This window comes from Paenibacillus lignilyticus, assembly GCF_017942085.1.
Lineage (GTDB): Bacteria > Bacillota > Bacilli > Paenibacillales > Paenibacillaceae > Paenibacillus_Z > Paenibacillus_Z lignilyticus.
Genome location: NZ_JAGKSP010000003.1, coordinates 431,958 through 453,123, shown reverse-complemented (window position 1 = coordinate 453,123; position 21,166 = coordinate 431,958). Strand labels below are relative to the sequence as shown.

Annotated in this window: 19 protein-coding genes; 18 read left to right on the top strand and 1 reads right to left on the bottom strand. The window is 52.0% G+C overall.

Annotation, left to right across the window (positions count from 1 at the left end; all coding sequences use genetic code 11):
• The first annotated feature begins 99 nt into the window (after positions 1–99).
• The 7 genes from I8J30_RS11635 (at position 100) to I8J30_RS11605 (ending at position 7,405) form a co-directional block, all read left to right on the top strand.
• A complete protein-coding gene (locus I8J30_RS11635) occupies positions 100–759 on the top strand; it encodes an MOSC domain-containing protein (RefSeq protein WP_210658371.1) in 660 nt (219 codons plus the stop codon).
• Between the two features lie 58 nt (positions 760–817).
• Positions 818–1,837: a phosphotransferase gene (locus I8J30_RS11630; RefSeq protein ID WP_210658370.1), complete on the top strand. Its 1,020-nt coding sequence runs from the start codon at positions 818–820 to the stop codon at positions 1,835–1,837.
• A gap of 131 nt (positions 1,838–1,968) precedes the next feature.
• Positions 1,969–2,889, top strand: coding sequence for a polysaccharide deacetylase family protein (locus I8J30_RS11625; protein WP_210658368.1), 921 nt, complete (start codon positions 1,969–1,971; stop codon positions 2,887–2,889).
• 227 nt (positions 2,890–3,116) lie between these two features.
• Complete coding sequence (locus I8J30_RS11620) at positions 3,117–4,127, top strand: 2-oxoacid:acceptor oxidoreductase family protein (protein ID WP_210658366.1); 1,011 nt, start codon at positions 3,117–3,119, stop codon at positions 4,125–4,127.
• 38 nt (positions 4,128–4,165) lie between these two features.
• Positions 4,166–6,472, top strand: a complete 2,307-nt coding sequence (locus I8J30_RS11615; protein WP_210658364.1) for a thiamine pyrophosphate-dependent enzyme — start codon at positions 4,166–4,168, stop codon at positions 6,470–6,472.
• 89 nt (positions 6,473–6,561) lie between these two features.
• A complete protein-coding gene (locus tag I8J30_RS11610; protein WP_210658363.1) occupies positions 6,562–6,852 on the top strand; it encodes a hypothetical protein in 291 nt (96 codons plus the stop codon).
• A 25-nt stretch (positions 6,853–6,877) separates the two neighbouring features.
• Positions 6,878–7,405: a hypothetical protein gene (locus tag I8J30_RS11605; protein ID WP_210658361.1), complete on the top strand. Its 528-nt coding sequence runs from the start codon at positions 6,878–6,880 to the stop codon at positions 7,403–7,405.
• A gap of 91 nt (positions 7,406–7,496) precedes the next feature.
• Here I8J30_RS11605 and I8J30_RS11600 read toward each other — a convergent pair whose 3' ends face one another.
• The gene (locus I8J30_RS11600) at positions 7,497–8,486 is read right to left on the bottom strand and encodes a YpdA family putative bacillithiol disulfide reductase (RefSeq protein WP_210658359.1); all 990 of its coding nucleotides are present in this window, start codon (positions 8,484–8,486) and stop codon (positions 7,497–7,499) included.
• A 198-nt stretch (positions 8,487–8,684) separates the two neighbouring features.
• Between I8J30_RS11600 and I8J30_RS11595 the strand changes: the two genes are divergently transcribed.
• From I8J30_RS11595 to I8J30_RS11545, 11 genes are all read left to right on the top strand, one after another.
• Positions 8,685–9,218, top strand: coding sequence for an ADP-heptose synthase (locus I8J30_RS11595; RefSeq protein ID WP_091215827.1), 534 nt, complete (start codon positions 8,685–8,687; stop codon positions 9,216–9,218).
• Between the two features lie 356 nt (positions 9,219–9,574).
• Positions 9,575–11,323, top strand: a complete 1,749-nt coding sequence (locus I8J30_RS11590; protein WP_210658357.1) for an ABC transporter ATP-binding protein — start codon at positions 9,575–9,577, stop codon at positions 11,321–11,323.
• A gap of 57 nt (positions 11,324–11,380) precedes the next feature.
• Positions 11,381–13,189, top strand: coding sequence for an ABC transporter ATP-binding protein (locus I8J30_RS11585; RefSeq protein WP_210658355.1), 1,809 nt, complete (start codon positions 11,381–11,383; stop codon positions 13,187–13,189).
• Positions 13,190–13,389: 200 nt separating this feature from the next.
• Positions 13,390–13,662, top strand: coding sequence for a hypothetical protein (locus I8J30_RS11580; protein ID WP_210658353.1), 273 nt, complete (start codon positions 13,390–13,392; stop codon positions 13,660–13,662).
• 323 nt (positions 13,663–13,985) lie between these two features.
• Entirely contained in the window at positions 13,986–15,263 is a 1,278-nt protein-coding gene (serS, locus tag I8J30_RS11575) for a serine--tRNA ligase (protein ID WP_210658351.1), read from the top strand.
• A gap of 93 nt (positions 15,264–15,356) precedes the next feature.
• The gene (locus I8J30_RS11570) at positions 15,357–16,322 is read left to right on the top strand and encodes an AAA family ATPase (RefSeq protein WP_210658349.1); all 966 of its coding nucleotides are present in this window, start codon (positions 15,357–15,359) and stop codon (positions 16,320–16,322) included.
• Positions 16,323–16,349: 27 nt separating this feature from the next.
• Complete coding sequence (locus tag I8J30_RS11565; protein WP_210658348.1) at positions 16,350–17,444, top strand: DUF58 domain-containing protein; 1,095 nt, start codon at positions 16,350–16,352, stop codon at positions 17,442–17,444.
• Entirely contained in the window at positions 17,441–18,757 is a 1,317-nt protein-coding gene (locus I8J30_RS11560; RefSeq protein WP_210658346.1) for a DUF4129 domain-containing protein, read from the top strand. The genes I8J30_RS11565 and I8J30_RS11560 overlap by 4 nt, the downstream gene beginning before the upstream one ends.
• A 78-nt stretch (positions 18,758–18,835) precedes the next feature.
• On the top strand, positions 18,836–19,189 hold the full coding sequence (locus tag I8J30_RS11555) for a hypothetical protein (RefSeq protein WP_210658344.1): 354 nt from the start codon (positions 18,836–18,838) through the stop codon (positions 19,187–19,189).
• A 216-nt stretch (positions 19,190–19,405) separates the two neighbouring features.
• Complete coding sequence (locus tag I8J30_RS11550; RefSeq protein WP_240548060.1) at positions 19,406–20,428, top strand: XdhC family protein; 1,023 nt, start codon at positions 19,406–19,408, stop codon at positions 20,426–20,428.
• Positions 20,425–21,063: a nucleotidyltransferase family protein gene (locus I8J30_RS11545; protein ID WP_210658341.1), complete on the top strand. Its 639-nt coding sequence runs from the start codon at positions 20,425–20,427 to the stop codon at positions 21,061–21,063. The genes I8J30_RS11550 and I8J30_RS11545 overlap by 4 nt, the downstream gene beginning before the upstream one ends.
• The last annotated feature ends 103 nt before the right edge of the window (positions 21,064–21,166 follow it).

Here is a 21,166-nt window from a genome sequence, read left to right as displayed (position 1 = left end):
TCAAAATCACTATTATTAACGGCGTTAAGGATTGCATGCTTCCATAATTCGGCTTATAATTCGTTGTAATATACAGAGATCGTTGAAGGAGGAGCAGGGATGGAGCTTGGAACAGTGATTTCGATTAATACGGGTCTGCCGGAAACCGTAAAATTCGGGAAAAAAGATATAAGCACCGGCATCAATAAGAGTCCGATTGGAACACAGCCTGTTTATTTGTCTCGTACAGGGTTAAACGGTGACGGTCAGGGTGATCTTGTCTTTCACGGCGGTGCAGATAAAGCCGTTTGCGTGTATTCGGCCGAACATTTCCCGTATTGGGAAGGACGCTGGCAGCGCGAAGTTCTTCCGGGCGCCTTTGGCGAGAATTTCACCGTTTCCGCTCTGACGGAGCATGAAGTTTGTATTGGAGATATATGGAGCGTCGGGGAAACCGTAGTCCAAGTCAGTCAGCCTAGACAGCCCTGCTACAAGCTCGGCATGAAGCATCAATTGCCGGAGCTGGCTCACGAAGTACAATTAAACGGCTTTACCGGCTTCTATTTGCGCGTGCTTGCGGAAGGGCATGTAAGACAAGGGGAGAAGCTGCTCCTGACAGAGAGTCATCCGGCTGCGATTACGATTGCCGAAGCCAACCGAGTCATGCACATCGACAAACAGGACAAGGCGGGTATACGCAGCTTGCTTGCCATTGCGGAATTGTCGGAAAGCTGGCAGCATACGCTTGCCGGCAGGCTTGAGAAGCTGGAAGCCGAATAAGTGCCGGCAGGCCGAAAAGGCTGAAATAAAGGTGCAACAATTGGAGGCAGCGGCATATATGAGTCAAATCAGAGTAGGGGAATTTGCCGAGTACTTGAATGCTTATCCGCTTGATCCGAATTGGATGCTCAGGCAGGAAGAAAGCGGAATGAATAATACGACTCGCATGGTTTATTCCGATGGGGAGAAGTTCGTGCTCCGCGTATACGAGAACCACCGTAACGATGCGTTTATAAGAACAGAGCATGAAATTTTATATGAGCTCCAGCGGCATCAGTTATCGTTCGAAGTGCCTCGCCCGGTTCTCAATCACGCAAGCGACTCGGTTACGATCGGCTCGGATGGCAAGCTGGCAGCCTTATATCGGTATATTAACGGGAACAGGCCAAGGCCTGACTTCGATTCGCATATATCCGGTCTTGGCTATGCCGCAGGAGAGCTTTCTCTCGCACTGGCCGGCTTAACGTTGAAGCCGGAAACATTCCCCCAGTATAAACCCTATTACGAGCTCGAGGAAATCCATGGTTCCATGTCGGCCGAGGTTCTTATAGGGTTATGCGAGCGCTCTGAGCGCCTTTTAAAAAGCCGGGAGAAGCTGGATGGACTTCAGCGTGCAAGAGAACAATTAGCGGCGTTAAGAAATCACATTGCCGGCCTGCAGCCGCAGTGGATCCACGGAGATATCGTGTTTACGAATGCGGTAGCTGAAGGCGATCGAATAACGGGACTGCTGGACTTCGAATTCTGCACGATGGATGTAAGAGCAATGGAACTGGCTGTTGCTTTAGCCGAATTTCCGAGTGAAGACGAAGAAGAAGCCTTTCGAAGGATAGAGTTATTCTGCAGCGGCTATGGTGAAGCGGCGAAACTGACGGAGGAAGAAGTGCAGCTGCTGCCTGCGTTAATAAAGATTCGGATGATCGACGTCTGGCTTCATTTTGCCGGCAGGTTATTCGAAGGAATGGATTCGGAGGCAATCTGGCATGATCAGATCGAGCGCGCATCTTTCGTTTGTAATTGGGTCGATCGCTGGAATGAAGAGCTGGTGAACTTGTTCCGTCGTCATTTAATCTCATAGGACATGCAGGGCCGATCTATCTCCGCCGTGGAGAATGATCGGCCTTGTTTTATTCATATAGATAACATGATATTGTGAAATTTCGGTAAACCGGAAGCAATCATGCTGAAGCAAGGTGGGGAGGCATGTATATGAAGAGCACGGCTGAGCTGCTAGGTTACGGACCGAACGATCGCTTGTTGATTATTAATGCGGATGATTTTGGCTTATGTCACTCCAGCAATAAAGGAATTCAAAAGCTGCTTGAGGGCGGAATCGTTTCTTCGGCTACCATCATGATGCCTTGCGCATGGGCAAGAGAAGCGGCAGTATGGAGCGCCAGTCATACCCTATTGGATGTCGGCGTCCATTTCACCCTGACTAGCGAATGGGATGTGATGAAGTGGGGGCCGGTTTATCGCGGCGGATCAACGGAGTCGCTTGTGACGGGTGAAGGGTATTTTCATCGGGATTCCAAATCGTTCGAGCGCAGAGCGGATACGGAGCAGGTGAAACAAGAACTCATCGCTCAAGTAGAGATGGCGCTTCATATGGGCGTCAATGTGACTCACGCAGATAACCATATGGGAAGCTTGTACGGATTGCAGACGGGCAGACATTTTCTGACGGAAGTGTTTGATGTATGCGCAGGATACAGGCTTCCCTTCCGACTTCCTCGATTCCTGCAGCTGGAATCGGGAGCGCCGGCGCCTCCGGAATTGGCCTTACAGGCACTTAAGCATGCTGCAGAAGCAGATCGGCGAGGAGTCGCCGTGCTGGACTATCTCGTGGCGCTGCCGTTTCATGCAAAGCCGGGCGAAACGTACGCACAGTTCAAGTCGCAAATGATTTCGCTGCTGAAACGGTTAAAGCCGGGCGTATCCGAACTGATCATCCACCCGGCACTTGTAACTGACGAGCTGACCGCTTTTCACTCGGAACCGCTTAAGCGGGGGATGGAAATGGATATTTTCCGAGATAAAGAAGTACAGGATGCGATGCATTACGAAGGGATTAAACAAATCGGCTGGAAGGAATTAAGGCACTATCAACGTCGCAATTCGCGTCCGTAATTCGGGAAAGCAGGGCTGTCCATGCCGGAAATGAACAGCCGCTGTGCTAGCTTTGTTTATTAAAATGGGACAAGCTGTACTAGAACAGCTTTCGGGACATTATGCTGTATTACTGTTTTCGCGAACCTGTTTAGGAAAGAAACGCTATTCGCCCCTTCCATGTAATGGTATACTGATAGTTGTGAATTATATAAGTTTTCAGTTAATTCGGGAAGGGAGTGGAGCAAGTGGCGGTACTTCCAAAACAGAATGATCTTGGATTCTTTGAAATTCGATTGGAATCAATAGGCGGATTGGGCGCTAACTTGGCCGGAAAGATGTTAGCTGAAGCAGGCGTTGTTGGAAGCGGTTTCAATGGGGTCAGTTTCTCCTCTTACGGATCAGAGAAGAAGGGCTCGCCGGTAAAGGCGCATATTCGTTTCTGCGATATGGAGACGAATATCCGCGATACGTCGCCGGTAGAGCGTCCTCATATCGTTGGGGTGTTTCATGAGAATATGTCCAAAACCGTGAATGTCATCAGCGGGATTTATGAAGACAGCGTGGTACTGGTCAATTCTAGTAAGACAACCGATGAATTGAAGCAGAAAATGAACTTGTCCGCTGGTACACTTGCTGTAGTTGATGCTACAAGCATTTCGCTCGAGGAGAACAATCGCGTTAACATGGCGATGCTTGGCGGGTTATTCCGACTCTGCACGTTCCTGGATTTTGAGCATATGAAAGGAATTATCCGGAAGTCGCTGGAGAAGAAATATCCGCAGGCGGTCGAACCGGCGCTGCGTACATTCCAGCGCGGGTACGATGAAGTGAAATTCCAGACTTACTCGCTTCCTGAAGGCGAGACCATGCCTCAGCCAACGCGGTGGGATGTTCCGTCACTCGGCTATGAGACGCAGCCAATGGGCGGGATGATCATCAATCCCGGAAACAGCGTGCTGAAGGATATTAGTATTTCAAGGCAAGGCATGATGCCGCATTTTGACGATGAGAAATGCATTCACTGCGCAGCATGCGACACCGCGTGTCCGGACTTCTGCTTCGTATGGGAAGAGCAGCCGGATAAGAAGGGTCGTCCGCAAATGTTCCTGCAGGGGATCGATTATCAATATTGCAAGGGTTGCTTGAAATGCGTTGTGGCATGTCCGACCGAAGCGCTTGCTTCGGAACGTGAAACGGATGGTTACGGCGAACAACACCGAGTGCCGCACAAGTTTGATTGGGCAAAAGCGAATTAACGTCGTGTAGGGTTTGCACGGAAGAGAGGAGCGAAACAATGGCCATTGAAATCAACAAAGAAGTGAGCAGAGGTAAAGTAGAGCAGCGTATGGTCTATGAGTCGGGTAATGAGATGGCGGCTTATGCGGCACATCAAATTAACTATCACGTTATGGGTTATTTTCCTATTTCACCTTCAACAGAGGTTGCCCAGTTCCTCGATCTCATGAAAGCGAACGGGCAGCATGACATTAAATTGATACCCGCAGACGGCGAGCATGGTTCCGCAGGGATTTGCTATGGTGCCTCCGCTGCAGGCGGCCGCGTATTTAACGCGACAAGCTCCAACGGTTACTTGTATATGCTGGAGCAAATGCCGGTTCAATCCGGTACGCGTTTCCCAATGGTCATGAACCTCGTATGCCGTTCGGTTTCCGGGCCGCTCGATATTCATGGCGACCACTCCGATTTGTACTTCGCACTCAATACCGGCTGGCCGATCCTAATGTGCCGCGATCCCCAAGCTGTGTATGACATGAACATTATGGCGCTTAAGCTTGCCGAAGATCCGCAGGTGCGACTGCCTGTTCTTGTCGCTTCCGACGGTTACTTTACTTCGCATCAGAAACGCCGCGTCCAAACCTTTGCTCATCGGACGGATGTACATGCTTTCGTAGGCGAGCATTCGCCTGAAGGCTTCAAACATGTGCTTGACCGTAACAATCCCATCACCGTCGGCCCTTACATGAACGAACCGGATTACATCAACAACTGCTACCAGCAATCGATGGCTATGTATAATGCCGGAGAAGTGTTCGATCGGATCCGCACGGAGTATGCCGAACTGACAGGCCGTGATTACCCGATTCTTGATCTGTATCGGATGGATGATGCCGAAGTAGCGGTGTTCTTGATGAATTCCGCTTCGGAAATTATCAAAGACGTCGTGGATCAGCTGCGCGCGAAAGGGATCAAAGCAGGTTCAATCGCGCCGAATATGATTCGTCCGTTCCCAGCGAAAGAAATCGCAGAAGCTCTGCGCGGCGTCAAAGCCGTGACGATCGGCGACCGCGCTGATTCCTATGGGGGCCATGGCGGCAACATGACGAATGAAATTAAAGCAGCGCTGTTTACGCAAGGCGTTCGGGATACACTCGTCATCAGCCGGATTTACGGCTTAGGCGGCAAAGATTTCTACGCGGAAGACGGGCATCACCTGTTTGAGCTTGCGATCGAAGCCGCGCAATCGGGCAAAGTCGAAGTGCCGTTTGACTACTGGGGCCATACGCCGGGCGATCCGGAGAAAGCGCCGAAGCGTGTCCTTGAGCCGCTCAAGTACGAGGAGCTGAAGACAGGTCTCATTACGGTTGACCGCGATGAAACAACCGGCAAGCTGAAAGTGAAAGTTCCGCCTGTTCGCCAGCTGACGAAGAAACCGAAGCGACTGGCACCGGGTCACGGAGCTTGTCCGGGCTGCGGTATTTTCTCCGGCCTGGAGCTGTTCTTCAAGGGGATTGAAGGCGATATTGTCGCCCTCTACCAAACCGGCTGCGCGATGGTTGTTACAACCGGATTCCCGTACTCCTCGCATAAAGCGACGTATATTCATAACTTGTTCCAGAATGGCGCGGCAACGCTGTCCGGGGTTGTAGAGATGTTCTGGGAACGCAAACGACGCGGCGAACTGGATCAGTACGGCTTGAAGGATGATTTCACCTTCGTCATGATTACAGGCGACGGCGGGATGGACATCGGTATGGGGCCGGCGATCGGAAGCGCACTCCGTAACCATAAGATGATCATTCTGGAGTACGATAACGAGGGTTATATGAATACCGGCGCTCAGATGTCGTATTCAACACCGCTCGGTCATCGTACTTCGACATCCAACGTAGGCAAGCATCAAGGCGGCAAGCTGTTCCATCATAAGGATACGGCGCAAATTATGGCGGCAACCAATATTTCGTATGTATTTACAGGTTCGGAATCGCTGCCGCAGGATTTGCTCCGTAAAGCGGCGAAGGCGCAATATTATGCGCAGAACGTCGGACTTGTGTATGGGAAAATCCTTATTTCTTGCCCGTTGAACTGGCTCTCGGAGGAGAAAATCGGTCAGACCTTGATCGATGAAGCCGTTAACACATGCTTCTTCCCGATGTACGAGGTTGAAGAAGGCGTCACGACGATTACGTATAACCCGGAAGAGAAGGGGAAACGAATTCCGCTTGGCGATTGGCTGAAGAACATGGGAAAAACCAAACATATGACGCGCCCGGAATATGCCGAAGCGCTCAAGTCGTTCGAGGATGAAGTGGAACGCCGCTGGCTACGCCTCAAGGCGAAGCACGAGAATATGTACTTGTAGGATCTGAGACGGCGCGGCGGCTAACAGGCGCCGCGCCTTTTATTTTGAAGGCCGCCTTACCGTCCCGATAGAAGGAGAGCTGAAGGACAATGCCCATCGTATTGCGTCATCGCATGACCGGTGAAATCGCATGTGGAATGTTGAGAAATGTGTATGATTTTGCATACTATGGCGCTCTCTGGTGGGAGGATAACGAAACAGCGGAACAGCAGGCTGAGCAAGCGCTTATCGAGAGGGGCTTCATCGAGCCGACCTCAGACTGGGATCTTCTTGAAGTGAAGGAAGAGCGGTTGAAGCTGTTTAATGTGAAGCTGAACAATAATCCGACTCGAAAAATAGTGCTGGAGCAAGATGGAACCATCACGCTGCTGAAGTCATAGCGTTGTGTAGGAGGGTAAGAGGCGTATGAATGTGACGGATCAATCCTATTTTCAACAGATCAAGGGGCTGGACTCCGATGTGGAAATAGAGGCGTTCGGCCTGGAGCTCAGATCGGGAGGATTCACCGCAATTAGACGGTTTCTGGATGACTTCAGGCAGTATTTGCGCACGTTTACCGACGAGGAAGGTGAGTATACCCAAGAACTGCTGCGACGTGGGCAGCTTGCTGTTCCGGACCCCGGCCGTACGAGTCCGTCGTGGACGTACGTTTGGCGCGAATTCGCAGGCATCATTCGGACCAAGCGTCATGTATTCGAATCCATACCCGTAGACCAGCGAAGCGGGGAATGGCAGGTGCTGCTCGATAATCCGTTCAGCAATCAGAACATTTCCGTGTATCCGGCATTAACATTCATCGAAGCCGTCTATATGTTTGCGTACTTCCGAACGGAACTGTTGAATAATGAATATATCCGGCTGCAGAAAATTGCGACAGTGATGACCTTCCAAGGCGTCGACGAAGATGGCGTTCAGCCAATCGTGAGTCTGTAAGAAAACCAAAAAGGCTTTGAATTCACCGACCGCGCTGCTGCGCCGATTCGGGATTCAAAGCCTTTTCATTATACATACGCGCGGCAGGCGACTATAGCGTTAACGAATCGGTGCGCATGAGATGTACGGCGATTTTCCGCCCGTGGAACCGGCCGGATTCGATAAAGATTTCATTGGCTTCCCGCCGAGAAGCGACAACGCCTGCCAAATAAATACCCGGTACATTGCTTTCCATCGTTTCGTCGTTGAAGGTCGGATACCCTTCTTCTTCGATCGTAACGCCGAAGGAGGCAAGAAATGCGCGATCCGGGTGGAAACCGGTCAAGGCCAGCACGAAGTCGTTCGGCAGTTCATCGAGTCCGCCTTCGCTTTCGATGGTAACGCTTCGCGGACTGATTGCAATGACACGGGAGGCGAAGCGCATCTGAATGCGGCCTTTCGAGACGAGGCTCTCGAAGATCGGGCGCACCCATGGCTTGATGCTCGAAGAATAGTGGTCGCCTCGGTATACGACGGTGACCTTCGCGCCAACTCGCTCCAGCTCCAGAGCCGCATCGATCGCCGAATTGCTGCCGCCGATGATGGCGACCTGCATGCCGGTGTATGGATGGGCTTCACGGAAGAAATGCGTCACCTTATCGGACTTCTCGCCGGGAATACCAAGCTCGTTCGGGTGATCAAAATACCCGGTTGCGATAATGACGGCTTTGGCGTGATAATGGTTTAACTCGCCATGGCGATTCGAGCTCTCCAGCACGAAGCTGCCATCTTGCTGCGGATGAATCGCCGTGACGGCTTCATACGCGTTAACGCGGACTTCACGCCGCAGAGCAACGCTGCGGTAGTAGTTGAGCGCTTCGACGCGAGACGGCTTCTCGTTCGCCGTCGTAAACGGAATGCCGGCGATCTCGAGCAGCTCCGGGGAGCTGAAGAAGTGCATATAGGTGGGGTATTGCGATATCGAATGAACGACATTGCGTTTCTCGATCATAAGCGGATCGATGCCGATTGCCTGCAACTCAATTGCAGCGGCCAGTCCGCACGGACCGGCACCGACGATGATTACTTGTTCGTTATGCATAAGTTCGGGATCAACTCCAATACACATTTAACATTAGGGCAGGGACCAGTCTTATTTTAGCACAGCTTCCAAACAGTTGCTTCCTGTAAAACAAGCATTTAGCTCTGTGTACGTGAAAGGTTATGTTGTATAATAAGCTAACACTTAGCAGAGAGAGTTTGACTACGGTCAAACTCCCTATTACAAGGGGGAGATAGAATGCGACGGCGATTTGTCATTGAAGCCGTAATGGTAGCAACATATGGTCATTTGCTCGTACCAAGCCGGCCTGTCGATTTTGTCTTGCCATATTCGACAATTATGGAACTCTACGATATGAAAGCAGGAACAGATCCTGTGATGGATGATCCCGAGGACGATGCGCACGTGAAAGGGAAGATAGGAGAGCTTATTGCGTTCTTCGAGGACCCGTTCAACAAGAAGAAGATCGAGCGTGCCCTTCAGATGCCTTGGCGTCAGAGCTCGCCGCTGCTGCTGGATGACATGATTCAATTTACCATTGTTCATGCGGTGGATAACGCGCATTACGGCGAATATTTTGACCCGATCGAGACGGAGCTGTTACTGACTTCGATGAAGCTGAGCGTACCTCTGCTGTCGGATCAATTCGAGTTTCAAGATAAGCTCCTGGAGGCTGAAGTGCCTGTCCAGGTATATGATATTGAGGATTTCGAATTCGCGGTGGAACAAGGAATTACGGCTGCGGATTTCGAGCCTTCCAGCGATTTGTAACCGGCTGCTTTTTAGGAGCATGACCGCGTTTGGGCTGATTTAGACCGATTATAGGCGAAAATAAATTTCACAAGAGCCTCTTGCGCACTGCCGGAAGTGGTGTTAAGATTTGGATGTTCCAATTAACGGAAAACGATGAAAGGAGGGCGATGGATATGGTAAACATTTTTATTGATGTGCGCAATGAAGCGTTTGATCAGGTCCATCGGCCCGACTTCTTTCACAGACTGCAGCCTTAAGTAGCTGTATACCCGTCTGTGTATAAGGAGATCTTGAGCCATGCGGCTTGAGGTCTCCTTTTTTGTTGCCGCCCGTGGAACCTGCGCATGTTTTTGTTTAAAAGGGGGAATACAACAATGAAAAATTTGGTTCGCTTATTGCGTTATTTACGCCCAAGCACGAGTTGGGTCGTCATCTCGCTGGTGATGATGGTGCTCGGAACGGTGATTGATCTGATCGCGCCGTGGATGCTGAAGCTGATCTTCGACGAAGGGATCGGGGGTAGCGATGTGAAGCTGATTCTTGCGTTGATAATAGGTCTGGCGGGCATTCAAGTCGTGAAAAGTATCGCGATGTTCGTCCAAGGCCGTGCGCAAGAGCTTGTCGGGCAAAATGTCGTCTATACGCTTAGGGAGCAGCTCTATAATCATCTGCAGCGGTTGTCCTTCAGCTATTACGATAAAGCCCAGACCGGACAGCTGATGTCGCGGATGACAGGCGATATCGAATCGGTGAAGAACTTCATCGGTTTCGGCGCGATGGCCATGTTTACAGGCGCGATGACCTTCGTCGGTACGATTGTCTTCATGGCGTTCATCCAGTGGCAGGTTACGCTGCTCTGTATGGCCAGCGTTCCGCTGCTGTTGTTTGCGCTGTACCAGTTTAACAAAAAGGTTGGTCCGGCTTGGGGTCAGATTAGAGAACAAATGGGCAAGTTGACGACAACCTTGCAAGAGAACATTTCGGGTATCCGGGTTGTGAAAGCCTTTGCCCGTGAGAACGTGGAACAATCCAAGTTCGAGGAACGCAACGATCAGAACTTCGAAACGAATATGGACCGGGCGAAGCTTGAGGCCAAATCGTTCCCGCTGATGAACTTCTATGGCGGTTTGGTCTTTCTGACGATGATATGGGTCGGAGCATATTTCGTGGCGAAGGGCAACATGTCGCTCGGAACGTTCATGGCGTTCCAGTGGTATACATGGGGAATCATCTGGCCGCTTAACATGCTCGGCTGGCAAATCAACATCATGCAGCAGGCGATCAAAGCCGCGCCTCGCGTGTTCGAAGTGCTGGATACGCCGGTAGATATCAGCTCGGAGGCAGGGGCTAATGCGGATACGGATCGCATTGAAGGCAATGTCAGCTTTGAAGGGGTTTCCTTCCACTTTGCCGATCAAGATCCGGAGCAGGACGCCGGTATTCTGGTGGATATCTCGCTTGGGGTGAAGCAGGGAGAAGTCATTGCCGTGCTCGGCGCGACAGGCTCCGGCAAGAGCAGCTTGATCGCGCTGATGTCGCGGTTCTATGATGTCAGCCAAGGCCGGCTGCTGATTGACGGCGTCGATGTCCGAGACTATGAGCTCGAAGGACTGCGCCGCAAAATCGGAATCGTTCCGCAGGAGACATTCCTGTTCTCCGCGACGATTCGGGAGAACATCGCATACGGAGTACCGGAAGCGACGCAAGAGCAGATCGAATGGGCGTCGCGCAAAGCGCAAATTCATAGCTTTATCGATACATTGCCGCACGGCTACGACACGATCATCGGCGAGCGCGGCGTTGGGCTGTCCGGCGGTCAGCGGCAGCGTGTCGCACTTGCGCGTGCCATTCTGATGGATCCGCCGATCCTCGTGCTGGATGAAGCGACAGCAAGCGTCGATACGGCAACGGAATCCGCAATCCACGAGGAGCTGCTGGAGGTCATGAAGGGACGCACAACGTTCATCATCGCGCAGCGGCTATCCTCTGTGAAACGCGCAGATCGCATTGTCGTGCTCGACGGAGGCAAGATTGTACAGCAGGGAACGCATAAAGAACTGTTCGAGCAGGAAGGGTTCTTCCGTAATTTGTTCCAGATGCAAGAGGCTGCCGCAGCCAGATAATCGTGAAATTAACGGCATGAAAAATAATCATTAACGTCATAAAGGAGGGAAACCTCAATGAGTCAAGTCGAATGGGATTCCGACGAAGATTTAGAAGAGAAGCCGTTTAACCGTGAGTACATGAAGCGATTGTTCCGCTACGTACTCCCTTATCGCAAAGTCCTTGCCATCGTCCTCGTTATTGTCCTGTTCAACATGGGTCTAAGTCTCGCAGAGCCGCTGCTGCTTAGGTATATCATTGACGAAGGTATCTTAAAGCAAGATTTCTTCGTGATTAATATGATCGGTATAACCCTGCTGGGGATTAGAGTAGCGGGCTGGCTGTTTGGCTACCTGCATACCAGATTCATCAATTTTACCGGACAGCGGATTTTGTTCGATCTGCGACAACAGTTGTTCAATCATTTGCAATCTCTATCGTTTCGTTTCTTTGATGGCAGACCGGCAGGCAAAATCATGTCCCGCATCACGAACGACACGAACGCGATCGGCGAGCTCATCAACGGCGGCTTGATTACGCTGGTCATGGAGTTTACGCATCTGATCGGGATCGTAGCCATCCTGCTCTGGATGGATTGGAAGCTGGCGCTGTTATCGTTCATTACCTTGCCGCTGCTATACTTGGTTGTCGGCCAAATGCAATCCAAGATCGAAGGCTCCTGGTCGCGATCCCGCAAAACGATGTCCGCGATCAACGGCAATTTGAACGAGACGCTGCAAGGCATACGCGTCATTCAAGCGTTCTCTCGCCAATCCGAGAACAACAAGCGGTTTGAGAAGCTGAACACGCGCAATAAGAATGCGTTCATGCGGGCCGTAACGCTGGAATCGATCGTCTTCCCTTCCGTGGAGATGATCGGGATGATCGGAACCTGCGTCGTGCTGTGGTTCGGTGCGCAAGCGGTGATGGATAAAGAACTAACGCTGGGCTTCATTATGGCCTTCATTAATTACCTGTGGCGTTTCTGGGGACCGCTCAGCGCGCTCTCCAAAGTGTATAGCCAGGTACTGTCTGCGATGGCTTCCGCTGAGCGTATCTTCGAGATCCTGGACTCCGAACCGGAAGTGAAGGATCGCGCCAACGCGAAACCGATGAAGACGATTCAAGGCGAGGTTGTATTCGAGAACGTAGCATTCCGCTACGAAGCGGATAAACCGGATGTGCTGAAGAATATTAATCTTCATATTAAGCCGGGGCAGCGCGTTGCGCTTGTGGGTCCAACCGGTGCGGGGAAAAGCACGATCGTCAATCTGCTCATGCGCTTCTATGATACGACCGGCGGCCGGATTCTAATTGACGGCCAAGAAGTGAAGGATGTAACGCTGGAGTCGCTGCGGCGTCAGATGGGTATCGTGCTGCAGGATTCCTTCATCTTCTCCGGAACGATTGAAGAGAATTTGCGCTACGGCAACGAGGACGCATCCGATGAGGCGCTGCGCCGCGCAGCCGAGAATGTACGCATCGACAAGTTTGTCTCCCAATTTGCGGACGGTTATCAGACGCAGGTCGAGGAACGCGGGTCGAAGCTGTCCGTCGGTCAGCGCCAGCTGCTGGCCTTCGGTCGGGTACTGCTCTCCGATCCGCGCATTCTGATTCTGGATGAGGCTACCTCCAGCGTAGATACTGAGACGGAGCAGCACATTCAAGCCGCGCTTCACACGATGCTGGAAGGCCGTACGGCGTTTATTATCGCGCATCGGCTATCTACGATCCGCGATGCCGATATCATTCTCGTCGTCAAGGATGGTCAAATTTCCGAGCAGGGTTCGCATGATGATCTAATGAAGCAAAATGGGTTGTACAAGAAGCTTTATATGACGCAATTCGAGATGCAGCAGTCGCTTGCGATGCAAACGGGTGCATAAGATTCTCGCGAACGGCAGCTCCTTATTCAGGGGGGCTGCTCTTTCTTTCGTGCTAGATAGCCTCTTAATTGCGAGAATAACCGGAAGTTCACGTTTCGGGCAGTTCCCACATGGATAAACTATATAAATGAATTGACATTCACCCGCAAATTTAATAAGCTTACAAGGAATTTTCAAATCTACAAAACAGGAGATTGATTATGAAATTCAATATGAAAATTAAAGATTTTGCAGCTGCAGACATTAATGTAGCAGATGGACTATATCATTTTGTCGTTACGATGTCCGATAACACCCAATGCCGACTGATCTTCACGAAGAAGCCGGATTGGAAATTGATCGGTGTTAACCGTCTTCTTACGGTTCCTTGCCCGATCTGCAGAAGAGATTACTATTGCAACTGCATGACCAAGTATGTAGAAGCATTTGAGCGCGAAGTGCTTGACAAAGAGCTTATTTCTTCCGTTCTGTAATTTTTCGGGTCGTCATTCATGACTGCCCCTTGCGCCTTGAGTATAGCTCTGCTATACTAACGAACAATAAGCACACAGGCCGATGATGAGCATCCAACTCGGAGGCGTTGCGTACAGAGTTTGACGGCAATACTGTTGCCGTTCCAGGCTCTCCAAGCATTCCGGCACCGCACCGTTATCTGCGGATCTGAGAGAGTCGATCATGCGATTGGCTAATTTGGGTGGCACCGCGAGCGCGTTCTTCGTCCCATTGTTATGGGACAAAAGGAACGCGTATTTTTGTTTGTCTCCATCGACTAAACAAAACAAAGGGAGTGCAAACCATGTTAAACATCACCGTGATCAGAGAGCAAGCGAAAGCATATCAACAAGCCGCAAATTCGAAAAAGATTTCGATATCGATTGAAGAGCTCCTCGAGGTCGATGACCGCCGGCGGGGGCTGCTTCAACTCACGGAAACGCTTCGTGCGGAGAGAAACCGACGCTCGAAAGCGATTGAGCAGCTGATGCTCGAAGGCCGCAAGGAAGAAGCAGCACCTTTGAAACTCGAAACATCGGAGCTGCTTCAGCAGCTTAAGCAAGCAGAGGCACAGTATCGGCAGACGATGTTCCGCTACGAGGATCTGATGCTTCGCGTCCCTAATCTCACTTCGGCAGACACGCCGCTCGGGGCCGGTGATGAGGATAACGTTGAAATACGCCGATTGGGAGACATTCCCGATTTTGCGACTTTCACGCCGCAGAGCCATGTGGAGATCGGGCAACGACTGGGCATGGTGGATTTTGCGCGCGGGGTCAAGATCGGCGGTACTCGGCAATATGTGCTGGCCAATTACGGGCTTCAATTGCATAGGGCCGTCCAACAGCTGGCGCTCGACATGCTGATGGATAAAGGATATGAGCTGATGGATGTGCCCGTGATGGTGAAGGAGGAAACGCTCGTGTCGTCGGGGTATTTTCCGGCTAATCGGGATCAGACCTTCGGCATTCAAGGCGAGGATAAGTGGTTGATCGGGACGTCGGAGGTGCCGCTCATCTCGTTCTACAGCGGAGAGCTCGTGGATCTCGCTAAGCCGAAGCGGCTTGGGGCTGTCAGTCCTTGCTATCGCAGCGAGGTCGGGTCGGCGGGGCGCGACGTACAGGGTCTCTATAGGGTTCATCAATTTGCGAAAGTCGAGCAGGTTGTCTTGTGTGAGGCTGATCTATCGCTGGCGTTATCGCTGCTGGAACATATGACGGCAACGAGCGAAGAGCTGCTGCAGCTGCTCGAGCTTCCGTATCGAGTGGTTGCGGTGTGCGCCGGCGATATGTCGCAGAAGAATTATAAGCAGTACGACATCGAGACATGGATGCCGAGCCGCGGCAGCTATGGGGAGACGCATTCGGCTTCGCTTTTGCTTGATTTTCAGGCGCGGCGCTCGAATATCCGCTATTTGGATCAGAACGGCAAACCGCAATTTGCTTATACGTTGAACAATACGATGGTCGCCACGCCGCGAATTCTAATTCCGCTGCTGGAGAACCATCAGCGCCAGGATGGCTCGGTTTATATCCCGCCCGTACTTCGCCCCTACATGAGAGGGCTCTCGGAGCTTCGCTAGCAGTCGTTCAATCGGGTCTAGCCTGTCCGGTAGAATGGGGGTATACTTGAGAGGATGTACTTCCATTCGCTGGAAACGAGAGGAGCACGCAGGATGAGTTTAAGTAAAATCAGTCAAACGGCAGATCGAATTCGTTCCAATGTCAGTAAAGTCATCGTAGGAAAAGAAGATATCGTCGACAAATTAATTATCGCCATTCTAACATCCGGCCATGTGCTGCTGGAAGATGTACCGGGGACAGGGAAGACGCTGCTCGCCAAAGCACTTGCCAAATCAATTGACGGCGCTTTCAAACGAATCCAGTTTACGCCGGATTTGCTCCCGTCCGACCTGACAGGCATACACTTCTATAATCAGAAAATCGCGGAATTCGAATTTCGGCCGGGTCCTCTCTTCGCAAACATCGTGCTGGCGGATGAGATTAACCGAGCGACGCCGCGCACGCAGTCCAGCTTGCTGGAGTGTATGGAGGAGCGCCAGGTGAGCATCGACGGTACGACCCATACGCTCGGTCGTCCGTTTCTCGTTATTGCGACGCAGAATCCGATCGAGCAGCAGGGAACGTTCCCGCTGCCGGAGGCGCAGCTTGACCGTTTCCTGTTTAAGATTAAGATGGGCTACCCGACAACGGAGGAAGGCATCTCCATCATGAAACGTTTCATGGCGGACAGTCCGCTGGAGCAGCTGGAGCCGGTTATCGGCGCGGAAGAGATTGAAGCGGCCAAGAAGCTGTTTACGAGCGTACAAGTCAGCGAGGAGCTGCTCGGCTATATGCTTGCGATCGTAGAAGCGACCCGGGTACATCCGGATGCGGCGCTCGGCGCCAGTCCGCGGAGCAGTCAGGCGCTGCTGCGTGCCTGCCAAGCGCATGCGGCAATCAAGGGCAGAGACTATGTTCTGCCGGATGATGTGAAGGCCATGGCGGTGCCTGTGCTGGCTCACCGTATCGCGCTGAGAAGTGTGCAGCGGATGCGTCCTGAAGCGGCGGAGCAGGTCGTCGGCAGCATTCTTGCAACCGTAGCGGTGCCTGCGGACTCGCCGCTTGTCGGCCGGGCTTAAGAAGTCGGCCGTGGAGGGAGATGAAGCATGGGCATTCATTGGTATATTCTAAGCGCACTTTTTGTTATCTTGGTGCAGCGTTATGTTTTCCGCTACTTCGGAATGAAAGGCGTGACGTACTCACGCACGTTCAGCGTGGCGACTTGCTTTGAGGGTGACCGCATCGAGATGGTGGAGCGGTTAGTGAATCGTAAATTAGTGCCTGTGCCGTGGCTTCGTGTTGAATCCTTGCTGCACACCGGATTGAAATTCGAAAGCGATACCAATTTCGCGGTCAGCCACGGGCAATTTTATCAAAATCATCGCAGCTTGTTCAGCCTTATGGGCAACAAGCAATTAAAACGCCGCCATACGGTTCTGGCCGCGTCGAGGGGCTGTTACCGGCTGACCAGCGCTTCACTGACGTTTGGCGATCTGTTCGGGATGTTCAGCTCGTGGCGGTCAGTGCCGCTTGAAGTGGAACTGCTCGTGTACCCGCAGCCTGCCGATCGTTCGCTGATCCAGCTTCCTTCTCGGAGCTGGCAAGGGGATATCGCGGTGCGCAGATGGATTGTGGAAGATCCCTTCTACATCAGCGGAGTTCGGGAATACCGTCCGGGCGATTCTTTCAAAATGATCAATTGGAGCGCGACCGCGCGAACCGGTGCGATGCAGGTACACCGCCGCGACTACACCGCAGATTACCGGCTAATCGTTCTGCTAAATGTTGAGGATCATGCCGGGATGTGGGAAGCGGTCAATCACCCGGCTCTCATAGAAGAAGGCATCCGCTATGCGGCTGCGATTCTGCAATATGCGACCGAACAAGGCGTTGAAACGGCCTTTGCGAGCAACGGCCATGAGCTTGATCATCCGGAATCGGTCATGAAGGTAGAACGAGGAAGCGGAAGCGAGCATTTGACGCATTTATACGGTCAGCTCGCGAAGCTTGTTATTGTGCGTACACAGCCTTTCGATGCGATGGTTCAGCAGCTTAGCTCCGAGTGGGAGGAACGCTGCGATGTCGTCATTATTTCAGCTTTCATGAGTGACCCTATCGAACGGGAAATGGCGAAGCTTCGCGGGGATGGCCATTCGGTAGATTGGCTGCCGATTGCGGGAGTGGAGGTTGCTGCCGGATGAGTGCTTCGAATGCAAAAGGGAACGTGCTTCAAGCTATCTTCTCGTTACTCTTATCAGGCTTGATCGAATTATTATTGTTCATGCCGATCTACCTCGCTGTTTATGTATGGAAACCGCAATTTGGCGTACCTTTGCCTGCTATGATGCTTCTGCTGCTCGCAGGATATGTGGCCGGTTGCGGACTTAATTTACTGGTGAAGTTTGCGCATTCGTTTGGCAGAGGCGTACTTGCTGCGATCTTAGCGGCCGCATGCTGCTTCTTCCTGTTTGGTTTGACGGTTGACGCGATAGTTCCGTTTCTGTATTTGACGGCCGCGCTGTTTCGGGGTTCGGCTTACGCGGTGACACATCCGTTATTGCGTCATCTGCCGCGAACGTATGTGATGGGGACGTCGTTTTATTTTGCCGGATCGGTCGTGTACCAATTTAAGGATGGTTTCGGTGCATACCATACCTTCTATTTGATTGCAGGATTGCTTACGCTCGGAATTACGCTTTATCAGACGAATCGCAGTACGGTTAGCCGAGAAACATTGTCCGGAGATGCCAAACCGGTCGTAGACTATACCGTGCGCAGACATAATCGGCTCTTCGTCGGCGTTGCCGCAGCGGTATCCGTTCTGATTGTACTCAGCTATCAGCTGCAGGCTGTATTCGGGGCGCTCGGACGCGGGGTCAAGGATCTGCTGGGCGGATTGTTAAGCGGAAGCGGGAAAGAGTCCGCTCCGCCTTCAAGCGGGGCAGAGACGCAGCAGTTGCCTGAAATGCCGCCGATCGACGGTGCATCGAAGGGGCTGCCGCTGTGGGTTGAGATTATCCTGTACGGTATCGCGGCGATAATGGTTGGATTCGTACTCTGGCTGCTCCTTCGCAAGCTGAAAGAGCTGCCAGAGTGGTTGAAACAGCTTCGCAGTAAACTTGCACAGCTGTTCCGCAGGGATGCTGCTCGGACGACCAGCGGTTATGTCGATGAAGTCGAACGGATACGAAGTACCGGCAACCGGTTCACTTCATGGCGTAATCGTGCCAAAGAGCAGAAGCTCAAGTGGAAGGATCTTGCGGATAACGAAGCGCGTGTTCGGTACTTATATCGCCGCTGGGTGGGCAGCTTCGTGAAGAAGGGGTATTCATTTAAGCCGCATCTGACGCCGAATGAAATCAATGCAGATGTGCAGTCGCTGAGCAAAGGTATCGGTGCTGTTGAAACGAATCCGCTCCTTGCGGCTTATCAACGGGTGCGCTACGGCAAACAACCCATTTCCAATGAGTTGTTGGAGGAGCTCATCGCCCGTGACGGAGGAGTGAAGCGCTGATTGGTACGAAATGACATAATCAGCTCTTGGTAGGGGCAATCTATAGCGGAATTAGGAAACCGCAATAGGAGGCTCATTATGGAGATGCAAGGTCAATCGAACCTAAACAGTCAACAGCTTAGCTACGAGCAGTTCCAAGAGCAGATCAAGCAAAGACAGCAGCAAGAGCAGCTTCAGGCGCAGCAGGCGCTGCGCAACGCGGGGCTGGACCCGAAATCACAGCAGGTTCAACAGGTCGTTCAAGAGTTGTACAATATTGAGCGCGAGCTGAAGCTTGCCGAGAATCAGCTGCAAATGCAAATGGATGCGCAGAAACGTCAAATTCAGCTCATTCAGCAGAAAATCCAGCAGGCGATGGCGCAAGTGAAGAGCTCGCTTGCCTCGCAGTCGAACTCGACAACATCCTATCCATCGAACAATTACATGCAATGACAATCGAATAAGCCCTATAAAACCTTCTTGCCGCAACGTCTGGGACGTGCAGCGAGAAGGTTTTTTTGGCATACAATATGTAAATTAACATTACATTATGCTCTTGAATATTTTCATAGAGCATCATAATATGTTATGTAACATGACATTTAAAAATCGTTGGTGTTTCCTTTCGTGATACCTGCATGTAAGGTTTGGGAGGTGGCGGCGGTGGATATGACTCCGATATTGGTCGAACTGGCAGCGGATCATCGAAGTGAAGTACCGGCTGTTCTGGCTACGATTATTCGAGTAAGCGGTCACTCTTATCGCAAAGAAGGAGCGGCAATGCTGATTTACGCAAGCGGCAGGAGGGTCGGGAGTTTAAGTCCGGGCTGCTTGGAAGAAGATCTGCAAGCGAGAGTGGGAGAAGTGCTGGAAAGCGGGTTTCCGGTCATGGTGAGCTACAATCTCAGATCCGAAGAAGATGCTATATGGGGAGAAACGGTTGGCTGCGGCGGCGAGATAACCGTCCTCATGGAGGCTGTCCGCGATGGGTTGCTGCGATTGCTCCGAGAAGCGGATCGGCGTATGCAATTCGAGCAAACGATTGCACTCTGCCGAAAATGGGGCGGCTCGGGAATCGATTATAAGCTCATGGATGAGGAAGGTTTGGTTGTCGACGGCGATGTCGTGAACGGTCCGAACATAACGGATGCCGAACGGCGAGAGGGAAGTCTCATCTGCATTTGGCCGCCGAAGCCGAGGCTGATTCTGTTCGGGGATGGGCAGGATGCGGCTGCAATAGCCAAGATAGCCGGGGATATTGGATTTCGCGTTGTCATAGCCGATTGGCGTGAACGCGACATGGAAGGCGAGAGGGGGCGTTATCTCGCCAACCTTAGTACTAACGTGGCGTTTGTCATGGGGACTCCTCAAGAGTTGATCGATAAGCTTCAGCTCGGAATCAAGGACTATCTGATCGTGTGCAGCCATCAATTGCGGCATGATCGCGAGATGCTTAGTCGGGCGATTCCTGTGGGGCTGCGCTATATTGGGCTGCTGGGTTCGAGGTCGAGAGTGGCTCAGCTGCTTGAAGGGTTGGATCGAAGTACGAATGTATATGCGCCGATGGGGCTGCCGATCAGTGCGGAAGGTCCGCAGGAAATTGCTGTCAGTGCGGCCGCGCAATTGATTGCGGTACGCGCCGCTGCGCGGCATGCTGTGCAAACAAGTAAAGAGGAGGCGAAACCGGGATGAAAATAGGCAGTATCTATCTCGCTGCTGGCTCAAGCAAACGAATGGGGGAAGCGAAGCTATCGCTGGAATTAGCCCCTGGTATCACGATGGGGAGCCGGGGGTTGCAGGAGCTGCGCAGCTGCGGATTCCACCCGTTGACCGTCGTCGTGCGGCCGGATGATCCCCTCTTATGGCTGTACGACCGCAAGGAACGGATTGGGTTGCTGCCTAAGTATCGGATTACGCCTTGCAAAGAAGCGCAATGCGGGATGTCGCATTCCATCCGAAGCGGCATTCAAGGGCTGTTGCCGGAAAATCCGGATGCCGTGTTAATTGCGCTGGCAGATCAGCCCTTTGTGAATGCGACGCTGCTTAAGCGTCTTGTGTCCGTGTATCAAGAGGATCCGACAGTGGATTACGTGGCCAGCGGATATGGGGACGTCGCGGGTCCACCGGTGATTTTTAACAAATCGATGTTCCCGCAGCTGTGTGAACTTGAAGGCGACGCCGGAGCGAGGAAGCTGCTGAAATCTCCGAAATATCGGGGGAGAGTAGTCCGTTATGCGGCGGAATGGGCGTTCATTGATGTAGATACTAAGGATCAACTGGAGAAGGCGAGGCTGATCTGGTCCCAAATGCAATCGAAAGCGAAGTAACATGCGAGTTATGTTAATGTAATATAAGTTGACGTATTCATGACGCCGACTTATAGTGGAATTACGTCCCAGGCAGAACCCGGGATGAATATAGATAAGGTTT

Excerpts from the sequence above, each read along its gene's own strand:
- I8J30_RS11635 (WP_210658371.1), top strand. The coding sequence starts at position 100 with ATGGAGCTTGGAACAGTGATTTCGATTAATACGGGTCTGCCGGAAACC.
- I8J30_RS11630 (WP_210658370.1), top strand. The coding sequence starts at position 818 with ATGAGTCAAATCAGAGTAGGGGAATTTGCCGAGTACTTGAATGCTTAT.
- I8J30_RS11625 (WP_210658368.1), top strand. The coding sequence starts at position 1,969 with ATGAAGAGCACGGCTGAGCTGCTAGGTTACGGACCGAACGATCGCTTG.
- I8J30_RS11615 (WP_210658364.1), top strand. The coding sequence starts at position 4,166 with ATGGCCATTGAAATCAACAAAGAAGTGAGCAGAGGTAAAGTAGAGCAG.
- I8J30_RS11610 (WP_210658363.1), top strand. The coding sequence starts at position 6,562 with ATGCCCATCGTATTGCGTCATCGCATGACCGGTGAAATCGCATGTGGA.
- I8J30_RS11605 (WP_210658361.1), top strand. The coding sequence starts at position 6,878 with ATGAATGTGACGGATCAATCCTATTTTCAACAGATCAAGGGGCTGGAC.
- I8J30_RS11600 (WP_210658359.1), bottom strand. The coding sequence starts at position 8,486 with ATGCATAACGAACAAGTAATCATCGTCGGTGCCGGTCCGTGCGGACTG.
- I8J30_RS11595 (WP_091215827.1), top strand. The coding sequence starts at position 8,685 with ATGCGACGGCGATTTGTCATTGAAGCCGTAATGGTAGCAACATATGGT.
- I8J30_RS11590 (WP_210658357.1), top strand. The coding sequence starts at position 9,575 with ATGAAAAATTTGGTTCGCTTATTGCGTTATTTACGCCCAAGCACGAGT.
- I8J30_RS11585 (WP_210658355.1), top strand. The coding sequence starts at position 11,381 with ATGAGTCAAGTCGAATGGGATTCCGACGAAGATTTAGAAGAGAAGCCG.
- I8J30_RS11580 (WP_210658353.1), top strand. The coding sequence starts at position 13,390 with ATGAAATTCAATATGAAAATTAAAGATTTTGCAGCTGCAGACATTAAT.
- serS (WP_210658351.1), top strand. The coding sequence starts at position 13,986 with ATGTTAAACATCACCGTGATCAGAGAGCAAGCGAAAGCATATCAACAA.
- I8J30_RS11570 (WP_210658349.1), top strand. The coding sequence starts at position 15,357 with ATGAGTTTAAGTAAAATCAGTCAAACGGCAGATCGAATTCGTTCCAAT.
- I8J30_RS11565 (WP_210658348.1), top strand. The coding sequence starts at position 16,350 with ATGGGCATTCATTGGTATATTCTAAGCGCACTTTTTGTTATCTTGGTG.
- I8J30_RS11560 (WP_210658346.1), top strand. The coding sequence starts at position 17,441 with ATGAGTGCTTCGAATGCAAAAGGGAACGTGCTTCAAGCTATCTTCTCG.
- I8J30_RS11555 (WP_210658344.1), top strand. The coding sequence starts at position 18,836 with ATGGAGATGCAAGGTCAATCGAACCTAAACAGTCAACAGCTTAGCTAC.
- I8J30_RS11550 (WP_240548060.1), top strand. The coding sequence starts at position 19,406 with ATGACTCCGATATTGGTCGAACTGGCAGCGGATCATCGAAGTGAAGTA.
- I8J30_RS11545 (WP_210658341.1), top strand. The coding sequence starts at position 20,425 with ATGAAAATAGGCAGTATCTATCTCGCTGCTGGCTCAAGCAAACGAATG.